An 18,035-nucleotide genomic window follows, 5' to 3' on the forward strand; every position below is an offset into this window, starting at 1 on the left:
GGCAACACATGGCACCGAACGACAGCGCACAGACCACCGACGAGGCCGGAGCCTTCGTCTCGCACCGCCGGAGCAAGACGGTGCGGTACGTGGTTCCGGTCGCGGTCGCCGGCGTGGCTGCCGCGACCATCGGACTGGTCCCGGCTCTCGCGGCCAACGGCAGTCCGGATCTGCCGAAGACCACCGCTCAGGAACTCATCGAGAAGATCGCCGCATCCGACACCCAGCAGCTCTCGGGCTCGGTGAAGATCACCACGGATCTGGGTCTGCCGTCACTGGCCGGCCTCGGTGGTGCGGCGGGCGGGGCGTTGGCCCCCAGGGGCGGCGGTGACGACGCCAAGGGCTCGTCGGCCGACCCGAGCACCAAGGCGCTGGAGCTCAGCTCCGGCACCCACACCCTGCGGGTCGCCGCCGACGGCCCCGACAAGCAGCGCGTCTCGATCCTGGAGAACGCCGCCGAGTACAGCCTGATCCACAACGGCGACCAGGTGTGGGGCTACGACAGCGCGACCAACCAGGCGTTCCACGCCACCAGGCAGGCGCCGAAGGGCGACGCCCCCAAGGGCAAGGCGCCGCAGCTGCCGAAGGGCACCGAGCTGCCGACGACGCCGAAGGAGTTCGCCGAGCAGGCGCTCAAGGCGTCGGCCGGCACGACGTCGGTCAGTGTCGGGGACACGGCGCAGATCGCGGGGCGCGACGCGTACACGCTGGTCATCAAGCCCAAGCAGGCCGGTTCCACGGTCGATTCGGTGAAGGTCGCCGTCGACGCGAAGACCGGCACCCCGCTCAAGTTCACGCTCGCCCCGAGCGGCGGCGGCAAGGCCGTCCTCGACGTCGGCTTCACGAAGGTCGACTTCGGCAAGCCGGCCGCTTCGACGTTCGACTTCAAGGCGCCGAAGGGCGCGAAGGTGACGGAGAGCGGTCCGCGCAAGGACCAGCCGAAGCCGGCCGTGCCCGGGGTCCCCTCGGGTGGTGGCGTGAAGGTCATCGGCAAGGGCTGGACGTCGATCGCCGAGCTGAAGCTGCCGGCGGGCGAGGGCGCTCCGGCGGCGGGCTCGAAGGACCTGCCCAAGGAAGCCCAGGGCTTCCTGGACTCGCTGGGCGACAAGGTGTCGGGGAAGTTCGGTTCCGGCACCGTGTTCCACACCCGCGTCGTCAACGCGCTGATGACGGAAGACGGCAGGGTCTACGTCGGAGCGGTGACGAAGGACGCGCTGGTCAAGGCGGCCGACAGCGCCAAGTAGCAGGACAGTGGCGCCGCCCCGCCGTAGTGGTCCTACGGCGGGGCGGAACGCTGAGCGGCCCGCGTCCGTTCCTGAATCGGCACCCTGCGCGGGACCCGGCACCCCACCCCGCGTCCGCCGACCGACAGAACGGGGGAGCGAGATGGCATCCGTCATCGAGACGAGCGGGCTCACCAAGCGCTACCGCGGCGGCCAGCTCGCCGTCGACCAGCTCGACCTGGCGGTCCCCGCGGGCAGCGTCTTCGGCTTCCTCGGCCCCAACGGCTCGGGCAAGACCACCACCATCCGGATGCTGCTCGGCCTGATCGAGCCGACAGCGGGCTCGGCGACGCTGCTCGGCCGCCCCATGCCGCGCGCCGCCCGTGGCGTCCTGCCGCAGGTGGGCGCGCTGATCGAGGGCCCCGCCCCGTACGGCTTCCTGAGCGGCCGCGACAATCTCGTACGGTACGACTCGGCCGACCCGACCGCCGACCCCCGCACCCGGCGTGCCCGGGTCGACGCGGCGCTGGACCGGGTCGGGCTGACGGCCGCCGCGGCCAAGAAGGCCAAGGCGTACTCGCTGGGCATGAAGCAGCGGCTCGGTATCGCCGCCGCCCTGCTCCAGCCGCGCAGGCTGCTCGTCCTGGACGAACCGACGAACGGTCTCGACCCGCAGGGCATGCGCGAGATCAGGACATTGGTACGGGAGCTGGCGGCCGACAGCACGACCGTCTTCCTCTCCTCGCACCTGCTGGACGAGATCGAGCAGGTCTGCACGCACGCGGCCGTGATGGCGCAGGGGCGGCTGATCACCCAGGGCCCGGTGGCCGACCTCGCGGCAGGCACGCGCGGCCGGCTCGTCGTGAGTACGCCCGACCCCGCCGACGCGGCGCGGCTGCTCAAGGAGCAGGGCGTCACCGATGTCACGGTGACGGACGACCGGGTGACCGGCGAACTGCCCCCGGCCGATGTGGAGCTGGCGGACCTCAACGCCGCGCTCGTACGGGCCGGGGTGCGGGTCAGGTCGTTCGGCGTCGAACGGGCCTCGCTCGAGGACGCCTTCATGGCGCTGACCGGGGAGGGCTTCGATGTCGCGGGCTGAGACGGTCGGTACGGACGTGTCCGGAGCGGACGTGGCTGACAAGGACGTACCTGCCGCGCGTCCTGCGGGCGGTGCGCCCCGGCTGCGCTGGACCCTGGGGCTGTTCCGCTCCGAGCTGACCACGACCTTCCGGCGCTGGCGCACGCTCGCGCTGCTGGCGGTGCTGGGCGCCGTACCGGTCCTCATCGGGATCGCCGTGAAGATCCAGACGGACGACGGCGGCACGGCGGGCGGCGGTGGTGACGGGCCCGCCTTCCTCACCCAGATCACCAACAACGGGCTGTTCCTGGTCTTCGCCGCGCTCGCGGTGACCCTGCCGGTCTTCCTGCCCATGACGATCGGGGTGGTGGCGGGTGACTCGATCGCGGGCGAGGCGAGCGCGGGCACCCTGCGCTACCTGCTGGTCGCCCCCGCGGGCCGCACCAGACTGCTGCTCGCCAAGTACGCCACGACGCTGACGTTCTGTCTGGTGGCGACCCTGATCGTGGCGGTCTCCGCCCTGGTGGTCGGGGCGCTGCTGTTCCCGCTGGGCGAGGTCACCACGATCTCGGGCACCCGGATCTCCTTCGGCGAAGGGCTGGCCCGCGCCCTGTTCATCGCCGTGCTGGTCACCGCCTCGCTGATCGGGCTCGCGGCGCTCGGCCTGTTCGTCTCGACCGTCACCAACAGCGGTATCGCTGCGATGGCCACGACGGTCGGCCTGGTCATCACCGTCCAGATCCTCGACACCATCCCGCAGCTGCACGGGATCCAGCCGTATCTCTTCTCGCACTACTGGCTGTCGTTCTCGGACGTGCTGCGCGAGCCGGTCTACTGGACCGACATCGGCAAGAACCTCGGCATCCAGGCGGTGTACGCGGCGGTCTTCGGCTCGGCGGCCTGGGCCCGCTTCACGACGAAGGACATCACGGCCTGAGGCCTGGCCGAGACCCTGGCCGGGCCGTGATGTCCTCGACGCGTCAACGCTCGCTCAGAAGGTGAGCCGCCAGCTGTTGATGTAGCCCGTGTCCTGCGCCGCGACATCCTGGACCCGCAGCTTCCAGACGCCGTTGGCGACCTCGCTCGACGCGTTCACCGTGTACGTGGTGGTGACGTTGTCCGCCGAGTCGCTGCTGCTGGAACTCTTCAGCCGGTAGGCGGTCCCGTCGGGTGCGACCAGGTCCACCACCAGGTCGCCCCGGAAGGTGTGCTTGATGTCGACGCCCACCTTGAGCGCGGAGGGCGCGTTGCCCGTACGGCCCGAGACGGTGACCGACGACGTGACGGCCGCACCGTTGTCCGGCACGGTGACGTCGGCCAGGTTCTCGAAGACGGTGCCCGAGGGGACGGTGCCGCCGGCCGAGAGCGTCCAGACCGCGTAGGCGATGGCGTCGCTGTTGCGGTCGAGCGCCGTGTCGTCCACGTTCGTCAGGGTGTCGCACGAGCGGTGGTAGCAGGCGTCGAAGGCCCGGCCCGTCGTACCGCCCCACTTCTGCGTCTGCGCCGCCGTCTTGATGTAGTCGGCGCCGCTGAACAGGCCGCCGACCGGGACGCCCGCGTTCTTGAACGGCGAGTGGTCGGAGCGGCCGTCCCCCTCGGTCTCGATCTCCGTCGCTATGCCGAGACCCGCGTAGTAGTCCTTGAAGGTCTGCTCGATGACGGGGTCGTCGTCGTAGACGAAATAGCCCGGGTTGGGCGAGCCGATCATGTCGAAGTTCAGATAGCCGCTGATCTTCGTCCGGTCGGCGGCGGCGAGATGGCTGACGTAGTACTGCGACCCGACGAGCCCCAGCTCCTCGGCGCCCCACCAGGCGAATCTCAGATGTTTTGTGGGCTGGAGCTGCGCCCGGGAGACGGCGAGCGCGGTCTCCAGCACGGCGGCGGAGCCGGAACCGTTGTCGTTGATGCCGGGTCCCGCGGCCACGGAGTCGAGGTGTGACCCGGCCATGACAACCTGATTCGTGTCGCCGCCCGGCCAGTCGGCTATCAGGTTGTAGCCGGTGGCGCCGCCCGAGGTGAACTGCTGGACGGACGTGGTGAATCCGGCCGCGTTCAGCTTGCCCTGCACGTAGGTGACGGAGGCCTGGTAACCGGCGCGGCCATGGGCGCGGTTGCCGCCGTTGGCGGTGGCGATCGACTGGAACTGGGAGAGGTGCGCCTTGACGTTGGCCAGGGGTATGTCGGGGGCGGCCAGTACGACGGGGGCGGGTGCCGCGACGGGGGCGGCGGAGGCTGCGGGGACGGTGAAGGCGAGCAGCCCGGCGAGGGCTGCCGCCGCTGCCACGGCGCTGTTGCGCACGGAACGCTTCATGTGGGGGCTCCGGATTCCGAACGGGGGATGGGAACGGAACGTGCGAGGCGCCCCACACCGTTTGCGGCGTGAGGCGCTGGAGTTGGTGCTGCGCTGTGCGTGAGCTGTGAGCGGGTTGTGCGTGCTGAATGGTCGATGACGGCCCCCACGACCGTCAAGAGCGCAAACCGGTCACGCCTGTTCGCTCAACGGACATACGGTCAGTTCGCCGACGTCACGGGCGTCACGGGCGATGCGGGCGAGTCCGCGGCCGATGTGACGGCCTTCAGCGCGTCGAGCGACTCCCGCATCAGCTCCGTCAGACCACGCTCGTTGGTCTCGTCGACCCAGCGTTCGAAGGCGATCTTGAAGACGGCGACGCACGCTTCCGCCGCCAGGCTCGCCTCCGGTTCGGCGAGGCCGCGTGCGCGGTAGGTGTCGGCGAGCGCCCTGGACAGCCGGGCGAGCTTGATCAGCTCGCGTTCCTGGAGTTCCGCGTTGGCGGCGACGATCGCCTGGCGCTGCTGGGAGAACGGCCGGTGGTCCTGGAACCGCGCACCGGCCGCTTCGAGCGCCTCGGTCATCGCCTCGACGGGCGTCGCGGTGTCCGGTGCGCCCGCGAGCGTGCTGACGAACAGGTCCTGCAGCTCTCCGGCGCCCGCGAACAGCACCTCGCGCTTGTCGGCGAAGTACCGGAAGAACGTCCGCTCCGTGAGACCGGCCCGCTTGGCGATCTCGGCCACGGTGGTCTGCTCGAATCCGCGCTCGCTGTAGAGCTCCATCGCGGCTTCCCCGAGCCGCTTGCTCGCGTTGGGCTCCCATCGACTCATGTGTTGATCCTACGCGATGGCAGTCACTGACATCGGGTGTTACGGTTGATGACAGCGACTGACATCGGTGGTCCTGGCGTGAGCCTCACGGCAAGGCGGCCGAGCTATCTGGAGGTTTCCCATGCGTGTTTTCGTCACCGGCGCGTCCGGCTGGATCGGTTCCGCCGTCGTACCCGAACTCATCGGCGCCGGCCATCAGGTCGTCGGGCTCGCCCGCTCGGACGCCTCGGCCGACGCTCTCGCCGCCGCCGGCGCCGAGGTGCGCCGCGGCACCATCGACGATCTCGACGTCCTGCGCGACGGGGCCGCCGCTTCCGACGGCGTGATCCACCTCGCGTTCAAGCACGACATCGCCTTCACCGGCGACTTCAAGGGCGCCACCGACGCGGACCGCGCCGCCATCGAGACGTTCGGCGACGCGCTGGAGGGTTCCGACAAGCCCTTCGTCATCGCCGGCGGGCTCCTCGGTCTCGCACCCGGCCGGGTGGCGACCGAGCGGGACGAGCCGGTCGTCGACTCGTCCCCCACGTCGGGCCGTTCGGCCAACGCGCAGCTCACCCGGGGTCTCGCCGCACGGGGCGTCCGCTCGTCCGTCGTACGGCTGTCCCCGACGGTGCACGGCGAGGGCGACAACGGCTTCCTGCCGAGCCTGATCGGCATCGCGCGCGACAAGGGCGTCGCCGGTTACCTCGGCGACGGATCCAGCCGCTGGTCAGCGGTGCCGAGGCTCGACGCAGCGGTGCTCTTCCGGCTGGCGCTGGAGAAGGCCCCCGCCGGGTCCGCGCTGCACGGAGCGGCCGACGAGGGCGTGCGGATGCGCGACATCGCCGAGGTCATCGGCCGCCACCTCGACCTGCCGGTGGCCCAGGTCTCCGACGAGGACGCGGCCGGGCACTTCAGCTGGATGGCCGGCTTCGTCGGGCTCGACAGCCCGGCGTCGAACGAGCTGACCCGGGAACTGCTCGGCTGGCAGCCGACGCGGCCCGGGCTCATCGCCGACCTCGACAAGGGGCACTACTTCGCGGCCCCGACCGCGTAGTCAGGGCGTGGTGCGCGCCGGGGCGGCGGCTTCGGCCGCGGCCTCGGCCGCCCGCGTGTCGTAGGCGGCCCGCGCCGCCGCGATCTCCGACTGGTGCTCCTCGGTCCAGCTGACCAGCGCGCGGATGGTCGTGTGCAGCGTCCCGCCGAGCGCCGTCAGCTCGTACTCCACCCGCGGCGGCACCACCGGGTGGACCGTCCGCTCGACCAGGCCGTCGCGCTCCAGCTGGCGCAGGGTGACGGTCAGCATGCGCTGGCTGATGCCGTCGATCTCCCGCCGCAGCTCGGTGAAGCGCAGCCTCCGGTGTTCGAGCAGCGCGATGACCAACAGCGACCACTTGTCGGCCACCCGGTCCAGGATCTGCCGTACCTCGCAGTCCTCCCGGGCGTCCCACTGGAAGGGATCGGTGTCTCCGTAGCCGTCGGACTGGGCGGTGCTCGCGCAGTTACTCGGTGACTTCAAAGTGCCTTCTTCCATGACACGTCATGGTGCCGCAGGATTCCAGTGGTTACAAGAAGGAACCGACAGTCGGTCCGGTAACCGCCTGCGAGGAGACCGCCATGCCGTCCGTGTCCGCAGCGCCGCCCGTCATGTCCGCACGTGCCTGGGCGCTGTTACTCGTCCTCTGCGGGACGATCTTCCTGGAGGGCATCGACATCGCGATGCTCGCCGTGGCGATCCCCTCGATCAGGTCCGACCTGGCCCTGACGACCGACACGGCCGCCTGGGTGATGAGCGGGTACGTGCTCGGCTACGCCGGGTTCACCCTGCTCGGCGGCCGTACCGCCGATCTGCTCGGCCGGCGCCGGACGTTCCTCGTCGCGCTGACGGTCTTCCTGCTCTTCTCGGGCCTCGGCGGCTTCGCGGGCGAGGGCTGGATGCTGGTCGTCGCCCGCTTCGCCACCGGTGTCGCCGCCGCCTTCATGACCCCGGCGGCGCTGTCGATCATCACCACCTCCTACGCGGAGGGACCGCAGCGCAACAAGGCCCTGCTGGTCTTCGCGGGCACGGGCGCCGGCGGGTTCTCGCTCGGCCTCGTCATCGGCGGGCTGTTGACCGAACTCGGCTGGCGCTGGGTCTTCTTCGCCCCGGTACTGCTGGCGGGCGCGCTGCTCGTCGCGGCCTTCCGCGTACTGCCACGCGAGGAGCCCCCGGCGCCCACGGGGGAGGAGACCGGGAAGCGCGGCTTCGATCTGCCCGGCGCCACCGCTGCGGCCGGGGCGATGCTGCTGCTGGCGTACGGGATCGTGCGGCTGGAGCACGGCACGGAGGACTGGCTCCGCACCGCCGGTGTCTTCGCCGCGGGGCTGCTGCTGCTCGGGCTCTTCGTCGTGATCGAGCGCCGCGCCGCCGCCCCGCTCGTACGGCTCGGGATCTTCCGCAGGGCGGCGATGGTCAGGGCCGATCTCGGAGCGCTGCTCTTCGTCGGCTCGTTCTTCGGCTTCCAGTTCGTCGTGACGCTCTACCTCCAGGAACTGCGCGGCTGGTCGTCCCTGGAGACCGCGCTCGCCCTGGTGATCATGGGCTGTGACGCGGTCCTCGCCCCGACCCTGACGCCGCGTCTGGTGAACCGCTTCGGCAACGCCCGGGTGATACTCGGCGGTTTCCTGCTCGGGATCGTCTCGTACGGGCTGTTCCTGCCGGTCGGCCTCGACTGGTCGTACGCGGCGATGTTCCCGACCCTGATCCTGACCGGTGTCGCGTTCGCGCTGGCGTACGGGCCGCTGACCATCGCGGCGACGGACGGGGTGGCGGCGGAGGAACAGGGCCTGGCGGGCGGGCTGCTGAACACCGCGATCCAGTTCGGCTCGGCGGTCGGTATCTCCGCCGTCGCCGCGGTGTACGGCATCGCCGTCAGCGGTACGGACGGCTCGGCCGAGGCGCGGATGGCCGCGTTCCGTACGGCGCTGACGGTGCCGCTCGTGATGGTGGTGCTGGGTGCGCTGATCACGGTGTCGGGGCTGCTCGGCCGGAAGCCCGGCGGGAAGTCCGGCCGGACAGCTGACGCGCTGCCTGCGGCGCGCAGCGCCGAACCGGTGCGGTGACGGCGGTCGGTCAGGGCGCCTGCGGGAGCCGGGGCGCCTCGGCCTGCCGGCCGTCCCGGTCGTCGGTCGGCCGGGGCGCGGGTGCGGCGGCGGGCGGCGGGTCCTGGCGGCTTTCCAGCTCCGCCGCCAGCCGTTGCGCACGCGCCTTCGTACGGTGCGCCGTCCGCAGCGCGTCCCAGGTCAGTACGGCCAGCGCGACCCACACCAGCGCGAAGCCCGCCAGCCGCTCGGGCGGCATCTCCTCGTGGAAGTAGGTGACCCCCAGGATGAGCTGGAAGACCGGCGCCAGGTACTGGAGCAGGCCGAGGACCGACAGCGGCACCCGGATCGCGGCCGCGCCGAAGCAGACGAGCGGTACGGCGGTGACGATGCCGGTCGAGGCGAGGAGCGCGGCATGCCCGGGGCCGTGGGTGGTGAACGTCCCGTCGCCGGAGGCGCCGAGCCACAGCAGGTAGCCGAGGGCGGGCAGGAACTGGATCGCGGTCTCGGCGGCGAGCGATTCGATTCCGCCGAGGTTGATCTTCTTCTTGACCAGCCCGTACGTGCCGAACGAGAAGGCCAGGACCAGCGAGATCCACGGCGGCTGCCCGTAGCCGATCGCGAGCACGAGCACGGCGACGAAGCCGATCAGGACCGCCGTCCACTGCGCCGGCCGCAGCCGCTCCTTCAGCAGCAGGACGCCCATCGTGATCGTGACGAGCGGGTTGATGAAGTAGCCCAGGGACGCCTCGACGACATGGTCGGCGTTGACCGCCCAGATGTAGACACCCCAGTTGACGGTGATCACGGCCGCGGCGACGACCAGCAGTCCGAGCTTGGCCGGCTGCCGGACCAGGTCCTTGATCCAGCCCCAGCGGCGCAGCGCCAGCAGGGCGACGCCGACGAAGGCGAGCGACCAGACCATCCGGTGGGCGAGGATCTCCATCGCCCCGGTGGGCTTGAGCAGCGGCCAGAAGAGCGGGACGAGGCCCCACATTCCGTACGCGGCGATTCCGTACAGCAGTCCGGCCCGCTGTTCGAGTCCGGCCCGCTGTTCACCCTCTGCCTTCACTGGCCCTCCCCGCCCCGCGCCGCCGTCCCCCGCCGTCCTGGCGGAGCCTCCCGAGGAAAGGTAGTGCGGCACGGGCAGGGATGTCATGTGCGTATCGGAATACGGTCATGACCGGAGGGCTGACGTCAGGACGCGAGCGCCGCGGCGATCGAGTCGGCCAGCGGGGTCGTCGGCCGGCCGATCAGCCGCGCCAGGTCGCCGCTCGTGCCCGCGATGAGGCCACGGCTGATCGCGGTGTCGACGCCGGCCAGGATCTCGGCGAACGGCTGGGGCAGCCCGATCCCGACGAAGATGGCGGTGTGCTCGGCCTCGCTGACGGACCGGTGGACGATGGTGGAGCCGGTCTGCCGGGACAGCTCGGCCGCGTACTCGTCGAAGGACCACGCCGAGTCGCCGCTCAGCTCGTACACCGTGTTCAGATGGCCCTCGCCGGTCAGTACGGCGGCGACGGCCGCCGCGTAGTCGGCGCGGGCGGCCGAGGACACCCGGCCGTCGCCCGCGTTGGTGACGACCTCGCCCGACGCCAGCACCGGAGCCAGATTCTCCGTGTAGACCTCGGAGTACCAGCCGTTGCGCAGGAACGTGTACGGCAGCCCCGAGTCGAGGATCAGCTGCTCGGTCACCTTGTGCTCGTCGGCCAGCGCGAAGTCCGCTTCGGGCCCGCCCAGCGCACCGGTGTACGCGAGCTGCGCCACCCCCGCCGCCTTGGCCGCATCGACGACCGCGCCGTGCTGCGGTACGCGGCGGCCGACCTCGCTCCCCGAGATCAGCACGACCCGGTCGCCCGGCCGGAACGCGGCGGCCAGGCTCTGCGGGTCGTCGTAGTCCGCGATCCGCACCTCGACACCGCGCGCCTCGAACTCGGCGGCCTTCTCCTTGCTGCGGGCGACGGCGGCGATACCGGCGGCCGGCACCCCCGAGTCCAGCAGGGACGCGATGACGAGCTTGCCGAGGTGGCCGGTGGCTCCTGTGACGACGACGCTCATGCCATATCTCCAAATTTGTCTGGTTCGTATTGCTCGCTCACCACCCTACGGCGCGCACTAACTATCAGTAAGTACCCACCTTGAAGTAAGGTACAGACATGACGGTAAGTGAGGTGTATCCGCAGCTCGCGCGGCCGGACGTCAATCAGCCGATGTGCGAATCCCGGCTGATCCTTGAGCATGTGACCAGCCGCTGGGGCGTCCTCGTCCTGGCGGCGCTGCTGGAGCGCTCGTACCGCTTCAGCGAGCTGCGGCGGCTGATCGGCGGGGTCAGCGAGAAGATGCTGGCGCAGACGCTCCAGACGCTGGAGCGGGACGGATTCGTGGACCGCGACGCCAAGCCCGTCATCCCGCCGCGCGTCGACTACGCGCTGACCGAGCTGGGGCGCGAGGCGGCCGAGCAGGTCTGGGCGCTCGCCCGCTGGACCGAGAGCCGGGTGGCGGCCGTGCTGACGGCGCGCGAGGAGTACGACGAGGCCCGGACCTCCACCGAGGAGATCCGGGCCCCGCGTGTGCGTGCCTGAGCGCGCGTACGTGGCCGCGCGCGTACGCGGCTGAGCGTCAGCCCGCGACGGTCCAGGTGTCGTTGCCCGCGAGCATGCCCGCGAGGTCGCCCTTGCCCTGCTTCTCGACGGCCGTGTCGAGCTGGTCGGACATGAGGGTGTCGTAGACGGGCCGGTCGACGCTGCGGAAGACCCCGATGGGGGTGTGGTGCAGGGTGTCGGCGTCGGCGAGCCGGGACAGCGCGAACGCGTTGGTCGGCGAGGCCGAGTGCGCGTCGTGGGTCAGGACCCGCGACTCGTTCTCGGGCGTCACGGCGACGACCTCCAGATCGCCCGTGGCCAGGTCGCGCACGACCCCCTTGCTGCCCAGGCCGTTCTCCAGCGGGGCGCCGAAGCGGATGGGCTGCCCGTGCTCCAGCCGGATCACCGCCTCCTGCGCCTGGTCCTTGTCCTTCAGGACCTCGAAGGCGCCGTCGTTGAAGATGTTGCAGTTCTGGTAGATCTCCACCAGCGCAGTGCCCGGGTGCTCGGCCGCCTCGCGCAGCACCTGGGTGAGGTGCTTGCGGTCGGAGTCGACGGTGCGCGCGACGAACGAGGCCTCGGCGCCGATGGCCAGCGACACCGGGTTGAACGGGGAGTCCAGGGAGCCCATCGGGGTGGACTTGGTGATCTTCCCCAGCTCGGAGGTCGGTGAGTACTGGCCCTTGGTGAGCCCGTAGATCCGGTTGTTGAACAGCAGGATCTTCAGATTCACATTGCGGCGCAGCGCGTGGATGAGGTGGTTGCCGCCGATGGACAGGGCGTCGCCGTCACCGGTGACGACCCAGACCGACAGGTCACGGCGCGAGGTGGCCAGACCGGTGGCGATGGCCGGGGCGCGGCCGTGGATCGAGTGCATCCCGTACGTGTTCATGTAGTACGGGAAGCGGGAGGAGCAGCCGATGCCGGAGACGAAGACGATGTTCTCCTTCGCCAGGCCGAGTTCGGGCATGAAGCCCTGCACGGCGGCCAGGACGGCGTAGTCGCCGCAGCCGGGGCACCAGCGCACCTCCTGGTCCGACTTGAAGTCCTTCATCGACTGCTTGGCTTCGGCCTTGGGTACCAGCGTCAGCAGCTCGTTGGTGATCTCAGACATCGATGGCCTCCTTGAGGGCCGTGGCGAGCTGTTCGGCCTTGAACGGCATCCCGTTGACCTGGTTGTAACTGTGCGCGTCGATCAGGTACTTGGCGCGGATCAGGGTGGCGAGCTGGCCGAGGTTCATCTCCGGCACCACGACCTTGTCGTACGACCTCAGCACGTCCCCGAGGTTGGCGGGGAAGGGGTTGAGGTGGGTCAGATGGGCCTGCGCGATGGGCACGCTGTCCTTGCGCAGCCGGCGTACCGCCGCAGTGATCGGGCCGTACGTGGAGCCCCAGCCGAGGACGAGGGTGCGGGCGTGGTCCGGGTCGTCCACGTGCAGGTCGGGCACGGTGATGCCGTCGATCTTGGCCTGCCGGGTGCGGACCATGAAGTCGTGGTTGGCCGGGTCGTACGAGATGTTGCCCGTGCCGTCCTGCTTCTCGATCCCGCCGATCCGGTGTTCGAGCCCCGGCGTACCCGGCACGGCCCAGGGGCGGGCCAGCGTCTGCGGGTCGCGCTTGTACGGCCAGAACACCTCGGTGCCGTCGGCCAGCTCGTGGTTCGGGCCACTGGCGAACTGGACGCGCAGATCGGGCAGTTCGTCGATCTCCGGGATCCGCCACGGCTCGGAGCCGTTGGCGAGGTAGCCGTCGGAGAGCAGGAAGACGGGGGTGCGGTAGGTGACCGCGATCCGCGCCGCCTCCAGGGCGGCGTCGAAGCAGTCGGCGGGGGTGCGGGCCGCGACCACCGGGACGGGGGCCTCGCCGTTGCGGCCGTACATGGCCTGCAGCAGGTCTGCCTGCTCCGTCTTGGTCGGCAGCCCCGTCGAGGGGCCGCCGCGCTGGATCGCCACCACCAGCAGCGGCAGTTCCAGGGAGACCGCGAGCCCGATCGTCTCGGACTTCAGCGCGACGCCGGGGCCCGATGTCGTGGTCACGGCGAGGGACCCGCCGAACGCGGCGCCCAGCGCGGCGCCGATCGCCGCGATCTCGTCCTCCGCCTGGAAGGTGCGTACGCCGAAGTTCTTGTGCCGGGACAGCTCGTGCAGGATGTCGGAGGCCGGGGTGATCGGGTACGACCCGAGGTACAGCGGCAGTTGGGCCTGCTCGGCGGCGGCGATCAGCCCGTACGACAGGGCCAGGTTCCCGGAGATGTTGCGGTAGGTGCCGGTGGGGAAAGCGGCGTCGGCCGGGGCGACCTCGTAGGAGACCGCGAAGTCCTCCGTCGTCTCGCCGAAGTTCCAGCCGGCCCGGAAGGCGGCCACGTTCGCCTCGGCGATCTGCGGCTTCTTCGCGAACTTCGTCCGCAGGAACTTCTCGGTGTTCTCCGTCGGGCGGTGGTACATCCACGACAGCAGACCCAGCGCGAACATGTTCTTGCTGCGCTCGGCCTCCTTGCGGGAGAGACCGAACTCCTTGAGCGCCTCGATCGTCAGCGTCGTCAGGGGCACCGGGTGGACCTGGTAGCCCTCCAGCGACCCGTCCTCCAGCGGCGAGACGTCGTAGCCGACCTTCGCCATCGGACGCTTCGTGAACTCGTCCGTGTTGACGATGATCTCCGCACCGCGCGGTACGTCGGCGATGTTCGCCTTCAGCGCCGCCGGGTTCATCGCGACCAGCACGTTCGGCGCGTCACCGGGGGTCAGGATGTCGTGGTCCGCGAAGTGCAGCTGGAACGAGGAGACACCCGGCAGGGTCCCGGCAGGCGCCCTGATCTCGGCCGGGAAGTTCGGCAGCGTCGACAGGTCGTTGCCGAACGACGCCGTCTCCGAAGTGAACCGGTCACCCGTCAGCTGCATACCGTCCCCGGAGTCACCCGCGAACCGGATGATCACCCGGTCGAGACGGCGGACCTCTTTCTCGCCCGCACCCCCCTGTCCGGACAGATGGGCACGCTGTTCCCCGACGACTGCCTCATCGGCGTCGTTGGCCTCATCGGCTGGGCTACTGACCTGGCTGGTCACTGAACTGGACCTCCCTCGAGGCGGCGGCTCGGGACCGGCCGGCCACCCGGCAGTCCCGGAAGCCACCCTACGTCGGTAAGGGTGGCCTACCTTGGACCGCTTGCGTGCTGGGTCGCATGGTGAGACATCTCCCCACCATGTTTTGGGGTGATGTGCCCCACATTGGGGGGCTTCGGTACCGGCTGAGCCGTACTCATCCTTTGGGTCTAGGTCCCGCAGGACCATCCGGCGGAGCTACGGCACAGCGGCGGCGCGGCGGCGGCGGCCGCCGCCACGCCCGGTCCGGCGGATCGTGTCCTGAGCGGCTCATGTCTTCAGGTAGGTGAGGACGGCGAGGACCCGCCGGTGATCTCCGTCACTGGGGGAGAGGCCGAGCTTCAGGAAGATGTTGCTGACGTGCTTCTCCACCGCTCCGTCGCTCACCACCAGGGCCTTGGCGATGGCCGAATTCGTCCGTCCCTCGGCCATCAGACCGAGCACTTCGCGCTCCCGGGGGGTCAGCCCGGCCAGCACGTCCTGCTTACGGCTGCGGCCCAGCAACTGGGCCACCACCTCCGGGTCGAGGGCCGTACCGCCCCGCGCCACCCGGACCACCGCGTCCACGAACTCCCTGACCTCAGCCACCCGGTCCTTGAGCAGATAGCCCACACCCCGGCTGGATCCGGCCAGCAGCTCGGTCGCGTACTGCTCCTCGACGTACTGCGACAGGACCAGCACCCCGATGCCGGGGTAGTCCTTGCGCAGCCGCACGGCGGCCCGTACGCCTTCGTCGGTGTGCGTCGGCGGCATCCGTACGTCCGCGACGACCACGTCCGGCAGCGTGTCCTGCGCCGCGAGGTCCCCCACCGTCTTGATCAGTGCTTCCGCGTCCCCGACGCCCGCGACCACGTCGTGCCCGCGGTCGGTCAACAGGCGGGTCAGGCCCTCCCGAAGCAGCACCGAGTCCTCGGCGATGACCACCCGCACTCTGTCCTCCACGTCCCCGCAGCCCCCATGTCGCTTTTCCGTCCGCACCCGTGAAAATCCAGGTGCCCCCAGCATCCCAGGGTTCCGATCGCTCCGCCCGCACCTGCGGCGAATCTAGGGAGATCCGGGGGCCGGCGGAGGAACGGACGAACAGCGGGCGGGGAAGAGACGGGTCAGCCGCGCCAGGGCAGCTCGGCCGTCACCACCGTGGGACCACCGGCGGGGGAGTCCACGACGAGGATGCCGTCCACGGCGCCGAGGCGCTCCGTGAGCCCCGCGAGACCGCTGCCCGCCGTCATGTCGGCGCCGCCCTGCCCGTCGTCCGTCACCTGGAGCATCAGCCGGTCCGCCGTACGCCACACGTCGACCGTGGCGCGCCGGGCCCTGGCGTGCTTGCTGACGTTCTGCAGCAGCTCCGAGACGGTGAAGTACGCGATGCCCTCGATGGCCGCGGCCGGCCTGGCGGGCAGATCGACCGTGACCTCCACGGGCGCGGTGCAGCGCGAGGCCACGGAGGAGAGCGCCGCGTCCAGGCCCCGGTCGGTGAGGACCGCCGGGTGGATGCCGCGCGCCAGGTCCCGCAGCTCCTGGAGCGCCGTCTTCACCTCGCCGTGCGCCTCACCGACCATGCGCGCCGCGGCCTGCGGGTCCTCCGTCAGCTTCTCCTTCGCCAGCCCCAGATCCATCGCCAGGGCGACGAGCCGGGCCTGTGCCCCGTCGTGCAGGTCACGCTCGATCCGGCGCAGGTCGGCGGCTGCCGTGTCCACGACCACGCCCCGGTCCGACTCCAGCTCCGTGACGCGGGTCGCGAGCCTGGACGGACCGAGCAGACCCGTTATCCACAGCCGGTCCACGCTGGTGAGCCCCCGGATCAGCCAGGGGGAGGCGAGCACGAGCACCAGACCGACCGCGCTGACCGCCGCGATCTCGAACGGACTGTCCAGCACCACCACGTTGCCCTGCGCGTCGCTGAACAGCTGGATGCGCGCGTCACCGGAGTCGGGGGAGATCCACTGCCACAGCGGATAGGTGAACAGCGCCCAGGCCGTCGTCCAGAAGGTCAGGGAGACCGTGAAGGCGAACGTCGCCCACGGGAAGTGCAGCAGCGCGTAGAGCAGATGCCGCCAGGACACCCCGCTCTTCAGCACCGCCCCCATCCAGGCCAGCGGTCCGCCCTTCTTGCTCCGCACCGGCTCCGGGTTCGCCACCTCCACCCGCAGCAGGGTCCTGGCCCTGGCCCGCTCCAGCACACCGAGGCCACGGCAGGCCGCCAGCGCGGCAGCCAGCACCGGCACCCCGAGGAAGGTGATCAGCAGCCCCGAGCCGAGCACCGTCATCGTGAGCGCGAAGCAGAACGCGGTCACACTGATCGGGAAACTGAGCAGCAGATAGCCGAACTCGCGCCAGGTGCGGGCCTCGACCGGAGCGCGCAGCACCGGGGGCAGGACATGGCGCCGGGGCTGCGAGCCGCTGTTGATGTAGGTCTCCATGTACTCCATGCTCCCCGGGCCGAGTCCTGCGCACCATGAGGTCCGTCTCCTACTTGACCGGGGGTTTTCCCCACCCTCTTCGCCGGCCGGGCGGCGGTGGTCAGGCCGTGCCGCGCTCCCACCAGGGCAGCTCGGCCGTGATCGTCGTCGGACCGCCCTCGGGCGAGTCGAGGACGAGCAGCCCGTCCACGGCGCCGAGCCGCTCGGCGAGCCCCGCCATCCCCGTACCGCCGTCGAGCCGCGCACCGCCGTGGCCGTCGTCGCCGACCTGGATGAGCAGCCGGTCCTCGGCACGCCACAGGTCGACGGAGGCCATCCGCGCCCCGCTGTGCTTGCTGACGTTCTGCAGCAGCTCCGAGACGGTGAAGTACGCGATGCCCTCGATGGCCTGCGCCGGCCGGTCGGCCAGATCGACGGTCACCTTCACCGGGACCGTGCAGCGGGAGGCGACGGAGGACAGCGCGGCGTCCAGGCCCCGGTCGGTGAGGACGGCGGGGTGGATGCCGCGCGCCAGGTCCCGCAGTTCCTGGAGCGCCAGCTTCACCTCGCCGTGCGCCTCGTCGACCATCACGGCCGCCGCGTCGGGATCTTCGAGCAGCTTCTCCTTCGCCAGACCGAGCCCCATGGCGAGGGCGACGAGCCGGGCCTGTGCCCCGTCGTGCAGATCGCGCTCGATCCGGCGCAGGTCGGCGGCTGCCGTGTCCACGACCACGCCCCGGTCCGACTCCAGCTCGGCGATCCGCCGCTCAAGGCCGTCGGACGGCGACAGCAGGCCCCGCACCATCGCCCGGTCGACGTTGGTCAGCCCGCGCACCACGAACGGCAGCACCGGCCACAGCACGATGAGCCCGACGAGCGTCACGGCGAACGTCAGAACGCCCCAGGGCAGCCGGATGAACGCGTACAGCGCCGTCCGCCAGGCCACCGTGTCCTTGAGCCCCGTCCAGAGCCGGCCGAAGAAGCCGTCCGTGCCCGGCTCGCGCCTGCCCTTGCGGAACAGCGGACTCGGCTCGTCGATCCGCAGCCCCAGCAGCCCCCGCGCGCGGGCCCGTTCGCCCTTGCCGTACAGCCGCGCACCGGCGAGGCCGAGCGCCAGCCACGGCAGACCGATCACCGTCACGGACAGACCCACACCGGTGGTGATGGCGAACACGATGAGCACGAACGCGACCACGGAAACGGGCAGGTTCGCCAGGAGGTAGGAGATCTCCTTCCACGTGTGCCGGTTGTAGGCGAAGCGCGCGGGCGGCGGCAGATCGGACGAGGCGGGGCTGGCACTGGCGGTCATAACCCCCCAGCCTGCCGGGCCGGAGTCGCCGGCGCCATGGGGAAGCTGGGAGGAGGGAACTGGGGATAACCCCACCCTTGCCGGACGCGGCTGCTTACCCAATCTTTAACAGGGCCTAGACTCCCGTCCGTACAGATCGTCGAAGAGGCTGCTACGAGGT

Annotated in this window: 16 protein-coding genes; 6 read left to right on the forward strand and 10 right to left on the reverse strand. The window is 70.7% G+C overall.

The genetic code is table 11. The features are described from left to right. Nucleotides 1–8: 8 nt before the first annotated feature. The 3 genes from OHS57_RS22665 (at nt 9) to OHS57_RS22675 (ending at nt 3,241) form a co-directional block, all read left to right on the forward strand. Nucleotides 9–1,244, forward strand: a complete 1,236-nt coding sequence (locus OHS57_RS22665) for a LolA family protein (RefSeq protein ID WP_328583172.1) — start codon at nt 9–11, stop codon at nt 1,242–1,244. A gap of 142 nt (nt 1,245–1,386) precedes the next feature. Beyond that, nucleotides 1,387–2,325: an ABC transporter ATP-binding protein gene (locus OHS57_RS22670; RefSeq protein ID WP_328583173.1), complete on the forward strand. Its 939-nt coding sequence runs from the start codon at nt 1,387–1,389 to the stop codon at nt 2,323–2,325. Further along, nucleotides 2,312–3,241 carry an ABC transporter permease gene (locus OHS57_RS22675; protein WP_328583174.1) on the forward strand — a complete coding sequence of 310 codons (930 nt, stop codon included), beginning with the start codon at nt 2,312–2,314 and terminating at the stop codon, nt 3,239–3,241. Before OHS57_RS22670 ends, OHS57_RS22675 begins: the two co-directional genes overlap by 14 nt. A 54-nt stretch (nt 3,242–3,295) precedes the next feature. Here the strand turns inward: OHS57_RS22675 and OHS57_RS22680 are convergent, their stop codons facing one another. After that, entirely contained in the window at nt 3,296–4,615 is a 1,320-nt protein-coding gene (locus OHS57_RS22680) for a M28 family peptidase (protein WP_041985894.1), read from the reverse strand. A 200-nt stretch (nt 4,616–4,815) separates the two neighbouring features. Next, a complete protein-coding gene (locus OHS57_RS22685; protein ID WP_041985891.1) occupies nt 4,816–5,424 on the reverse strand; it encodes a TetR family transcriptional regulator in 609 nt (202 codons plus the stop codon). A 121-nt stretch (nt 5,425–5,545) separates the two neighbouring features. On the opposite strand from OHS57_RS22685, the gene OHS57_RS22690 reads away from it, so the two are divergent. Then, nucleotides 5,546–6,463, forward strand: a complete 918-nt coding sequence (locus tag OHS57_RS22690; protein ID WP_328583175.1) for an SDR family oxidoreductase — start codon at nt 5,546–5,548, stop codon at nt 6,461–6,463. Here the strand turns inward: OHS57_RS22690 and OHS57_RS22695 are convergent, their stop codons facing one another. After that, the gene (locus OHS57_RS22695) at nt 6,464–6,940 is read right to left on the reverse strand and encodes a winged helix-turn-helix transcriptional regulator (RefSeq protein ID WP_041985885.1); all 477 of its coding nucleotides are present in this window, start codon (nt 6,938–6,940) and stop codon (nt 6,464–6,466) included. Nucleotides 6,941–7,053: 113 nt separating this feature from the next. On the opposite strand from OHS57_RS22695, the gene OHS57_RS22700 reads away from it, so the two are divergent. After that, nucleotides 7,054–8,508 (forward strand): MFS transporter, encoded by a 1,455-nt coding sequence (locus OHS57_RS22700; RefSeq protein WP_328585137.1) that lies wholly within the window; start codon nt 7,054–7,056, stop codon nt 8,506–8,508. A gap of 10 nt (nt 8,509–8,518) precedes the next feature. Here OHS57_RS22700 and rarD read toward each other — a convergent pair whose 3' ends face one another. Together rarD and OHS57_RS22710 are read right to left on the reverse strand one after the other, a co-directional pair. Beyond that, nucleotides 8,519–9,484 (reverse strand): EamA family transporter RarD, encoded by a 966-nt coding sequence (rarD, locus tag OHS57_RS22705; RefSeq protein ID WP_328585138.1) that lies wholly within the window; start codon nt 9,482–9,484, stop codon nt 8,519–8,521. Between the two features lie 200 nt (nt 9,485–9,684). After that, complete coding sequence (locus OHS57_RS22710; RefSeq protein ID WP_328583176.1) at nt 9,685–10,545, reverse strand: SDR family oxidoreductase; 861 nt, start codon at nt 10,543–10,545, stop codon at nt 9,685–9,687. A 98-nt stretch (nt 10,546–10,643) separates the two neighbouring features. Between OHS57_RS22710 and OHS57_RS22715 the strand changes: the two genes are divergently transcribed. After that, nucleotides 10,644–11,069: a winged helix-turn-helix transcriptional regulator gene (locus tag OHS57_RS22715; RefSeq protein ID WP_041985879.1), complete on the forward strand. Its 426-nt coding sequence runs from the start codon at nt 10,644–10,646 to the stop codon at nt 11,067–11,069. 37 nt (nt 11,070–11,106) lie between these two features. Here OHS57_RS22715 and OHS57_RS22720 read toward each other — a convergent pair whose 3' ends face one another. From OHS57_RS22720 to OHS57_RS22740, 5 genes are all read right to left on the reverse strand, one after another. Next, nucleotides 11,107–12,183: a 2-oxoacid:ferredoxin oxidoreductase subunit beta gene (locus OHS57_RS22720; protein ID WP_041985876.1), complete on the reverse strand. Its 1,077-nt coding sequence runs from the start codon at nt 12,181–12,183 to the stop codon at nt 11,107–11,109. Continuing rightward, complete coding sequence (locus tag OHS57_RS22725) at nt 12,176–14,131, reverse strand: 2-oxoacid:acceptor oxidoreductase subunit alpha (RefSeq protein ID WP_328583177.1); 1,956 nt, start codon at nt 14,129–14,131, stop codon at nt 12,176–12,178. The genes OHS57_RS22720 and OHS57_RS22725 overlap by 8 nt, the downstream gene beginning before the upstream one ends. 306 nt (nt 14,132–14,437) lie before the next feature. Beyond that, entirely contained in the window at nt 14,438–15,097 is a 660-nt protein-coding gene (locus OHS57_RS22730; protein ID WP_041995361.1) for a response regulator transcription factor, read from the reverse strand. Nucleotides 15,098–15,270: 173 nt separating this feature from the next. Next, nucleotides 15,271–16,596, reverse strand: coding sequence for a sensor histidine kinase (locus OHS57_RS22735; protein WP_041985870.1), 1,326 nt, complete (start codon nt 16,594–16,596; stop codon nt 15,271–15,273). Nucleotides 16,597–16,687: 91 nt separating this feature from the next. Further along, entirely contained in the window at nt 16,688–17,875 is a 1,188-nt protein-coding gene (locus OHS57_RS22740; RefSeq protein ID WP_328583179.1) for a sensor histidine kinase, read from the reverse strand. Between the last annotated feature and the right edge of the window lie 160 nt (nt 17,876–18,035).

The organism is Streptomyces sp. NBC_00370 (genome assembly GCF_036084755.1).
GTDB lineage: Bacteria > Actinomycetota > Actinomycetes > Streptomycetales > Streptomycetaceae > Streptomyces.

What these genes read in the sequence shown, in the direction of transcription:
- OHS57_RS22665 (WP_328583172.1), top strand. Translation starts at nt 9, where the DNA reads ATGGCACCGAACGACAGCGCACAGACCACCGACGAGGCCGGAGCCTTC.
- OHS57_RS22670 (WP_328583173.1), top strand. Translation starts at nt 1,387, where the DNA reads ATGGCATCCGTCATCGAGACGAGCGGGCTCACCAAGCGCTACCGCGGC.
- OHS57_RS22675 (WP_328583174.1), top strand. Translation starts at nt 2,312, where the DNA reads ATGTCGCGGGCTGAGACGGTCGGTACGGACGTGTCCGGAGCGGACGTG.
- OHS57_RS22680 (WP_041985894.1), bottom strand. Translation starts at nt 4,615, where the DNA reads ATGAAGCGTTCCGTGCGCAACAGCGCCGTGGCAGCGGCGGCAGCCCTC.
- OHS57_RS22685 (WP_041985891.1), bottom strand. Translation starts at nt 5,424, where the DNA reads ATGAGTCGATGGGAGCCCAACGCGAGCAAGCGGCTCGGGGAAGCCGCG.
- OHS57_RS22690 (WP_328583175.1), top strand. Translation starts at nt 5,546, where the DNA reads ATGCGTGTTTTCGTCACCGGCGCGTCCGGCTGGATCGGTTCCGCCGTC.
- OHS57_RS22695 (WP_041985885.1), bottom strand. Translation starts at nt 6,940, where the DNA reads ATGGAAGAAGGCACTTTGAAGTCACCGAGTAACTGCGCGAGCACCGCC.
- OHS57_RS22700 (WP_328585137.1), top strand. Translation starts at nt 7,054, where the DNA reads ATGTCCGCACGTGCCTGGGCGCTGTTACTCGTCCTCTGCGGGACGATC.
- rarD (WP_328585138.1), bottom strand. Translation starts at nt 9,484, where the DNA reads ATGTGGGGCCTCGTCCCGCTCTTCTGGCCGCTGCTCAAGCCCACCGGG.
- OHS57_RS22710 (WP_328583176.1), bottom strand. Translation starts at nt 10,545, where the DNA reads ATGAGCGTCGTCGTCACAGGAGCCACCGGCCACCTCGGCAAGCTCGTC.
- OHS57_RS22715 (WP_041985879.1), top strand. Translation starts at nt 10,644, where the DNA reads ATGACGGTAAGTGAGGTGTATCCGCAGCTCGCGCGGCCGGACGTCAAT.
- OHS57_RS22720 (WP_041985876.1), bottom strand. Translation starts at nt 12,183, where the DNA reads ATGTCTGAGATCACCAACGAGCTGCTGACGCTGGTACCCAAGGCCGAA.
- OHS57_RS22735 (WP_041985870.1), bottom strand. Translation starts at nt 16,596, where the DNA reads ATGGAGTACATGGAGACCTACATCAACAGCGGCTCGCAGCCCCGGCGC.
- OHS57_RS22740 (WP_328583179.1), bottom strand. Translation starts at nt 17,875, where the DNA reads ATGACCGCCAGTGCCAGCCCCGCCTCGTCCGATCTGCCGCCGCCCGCG.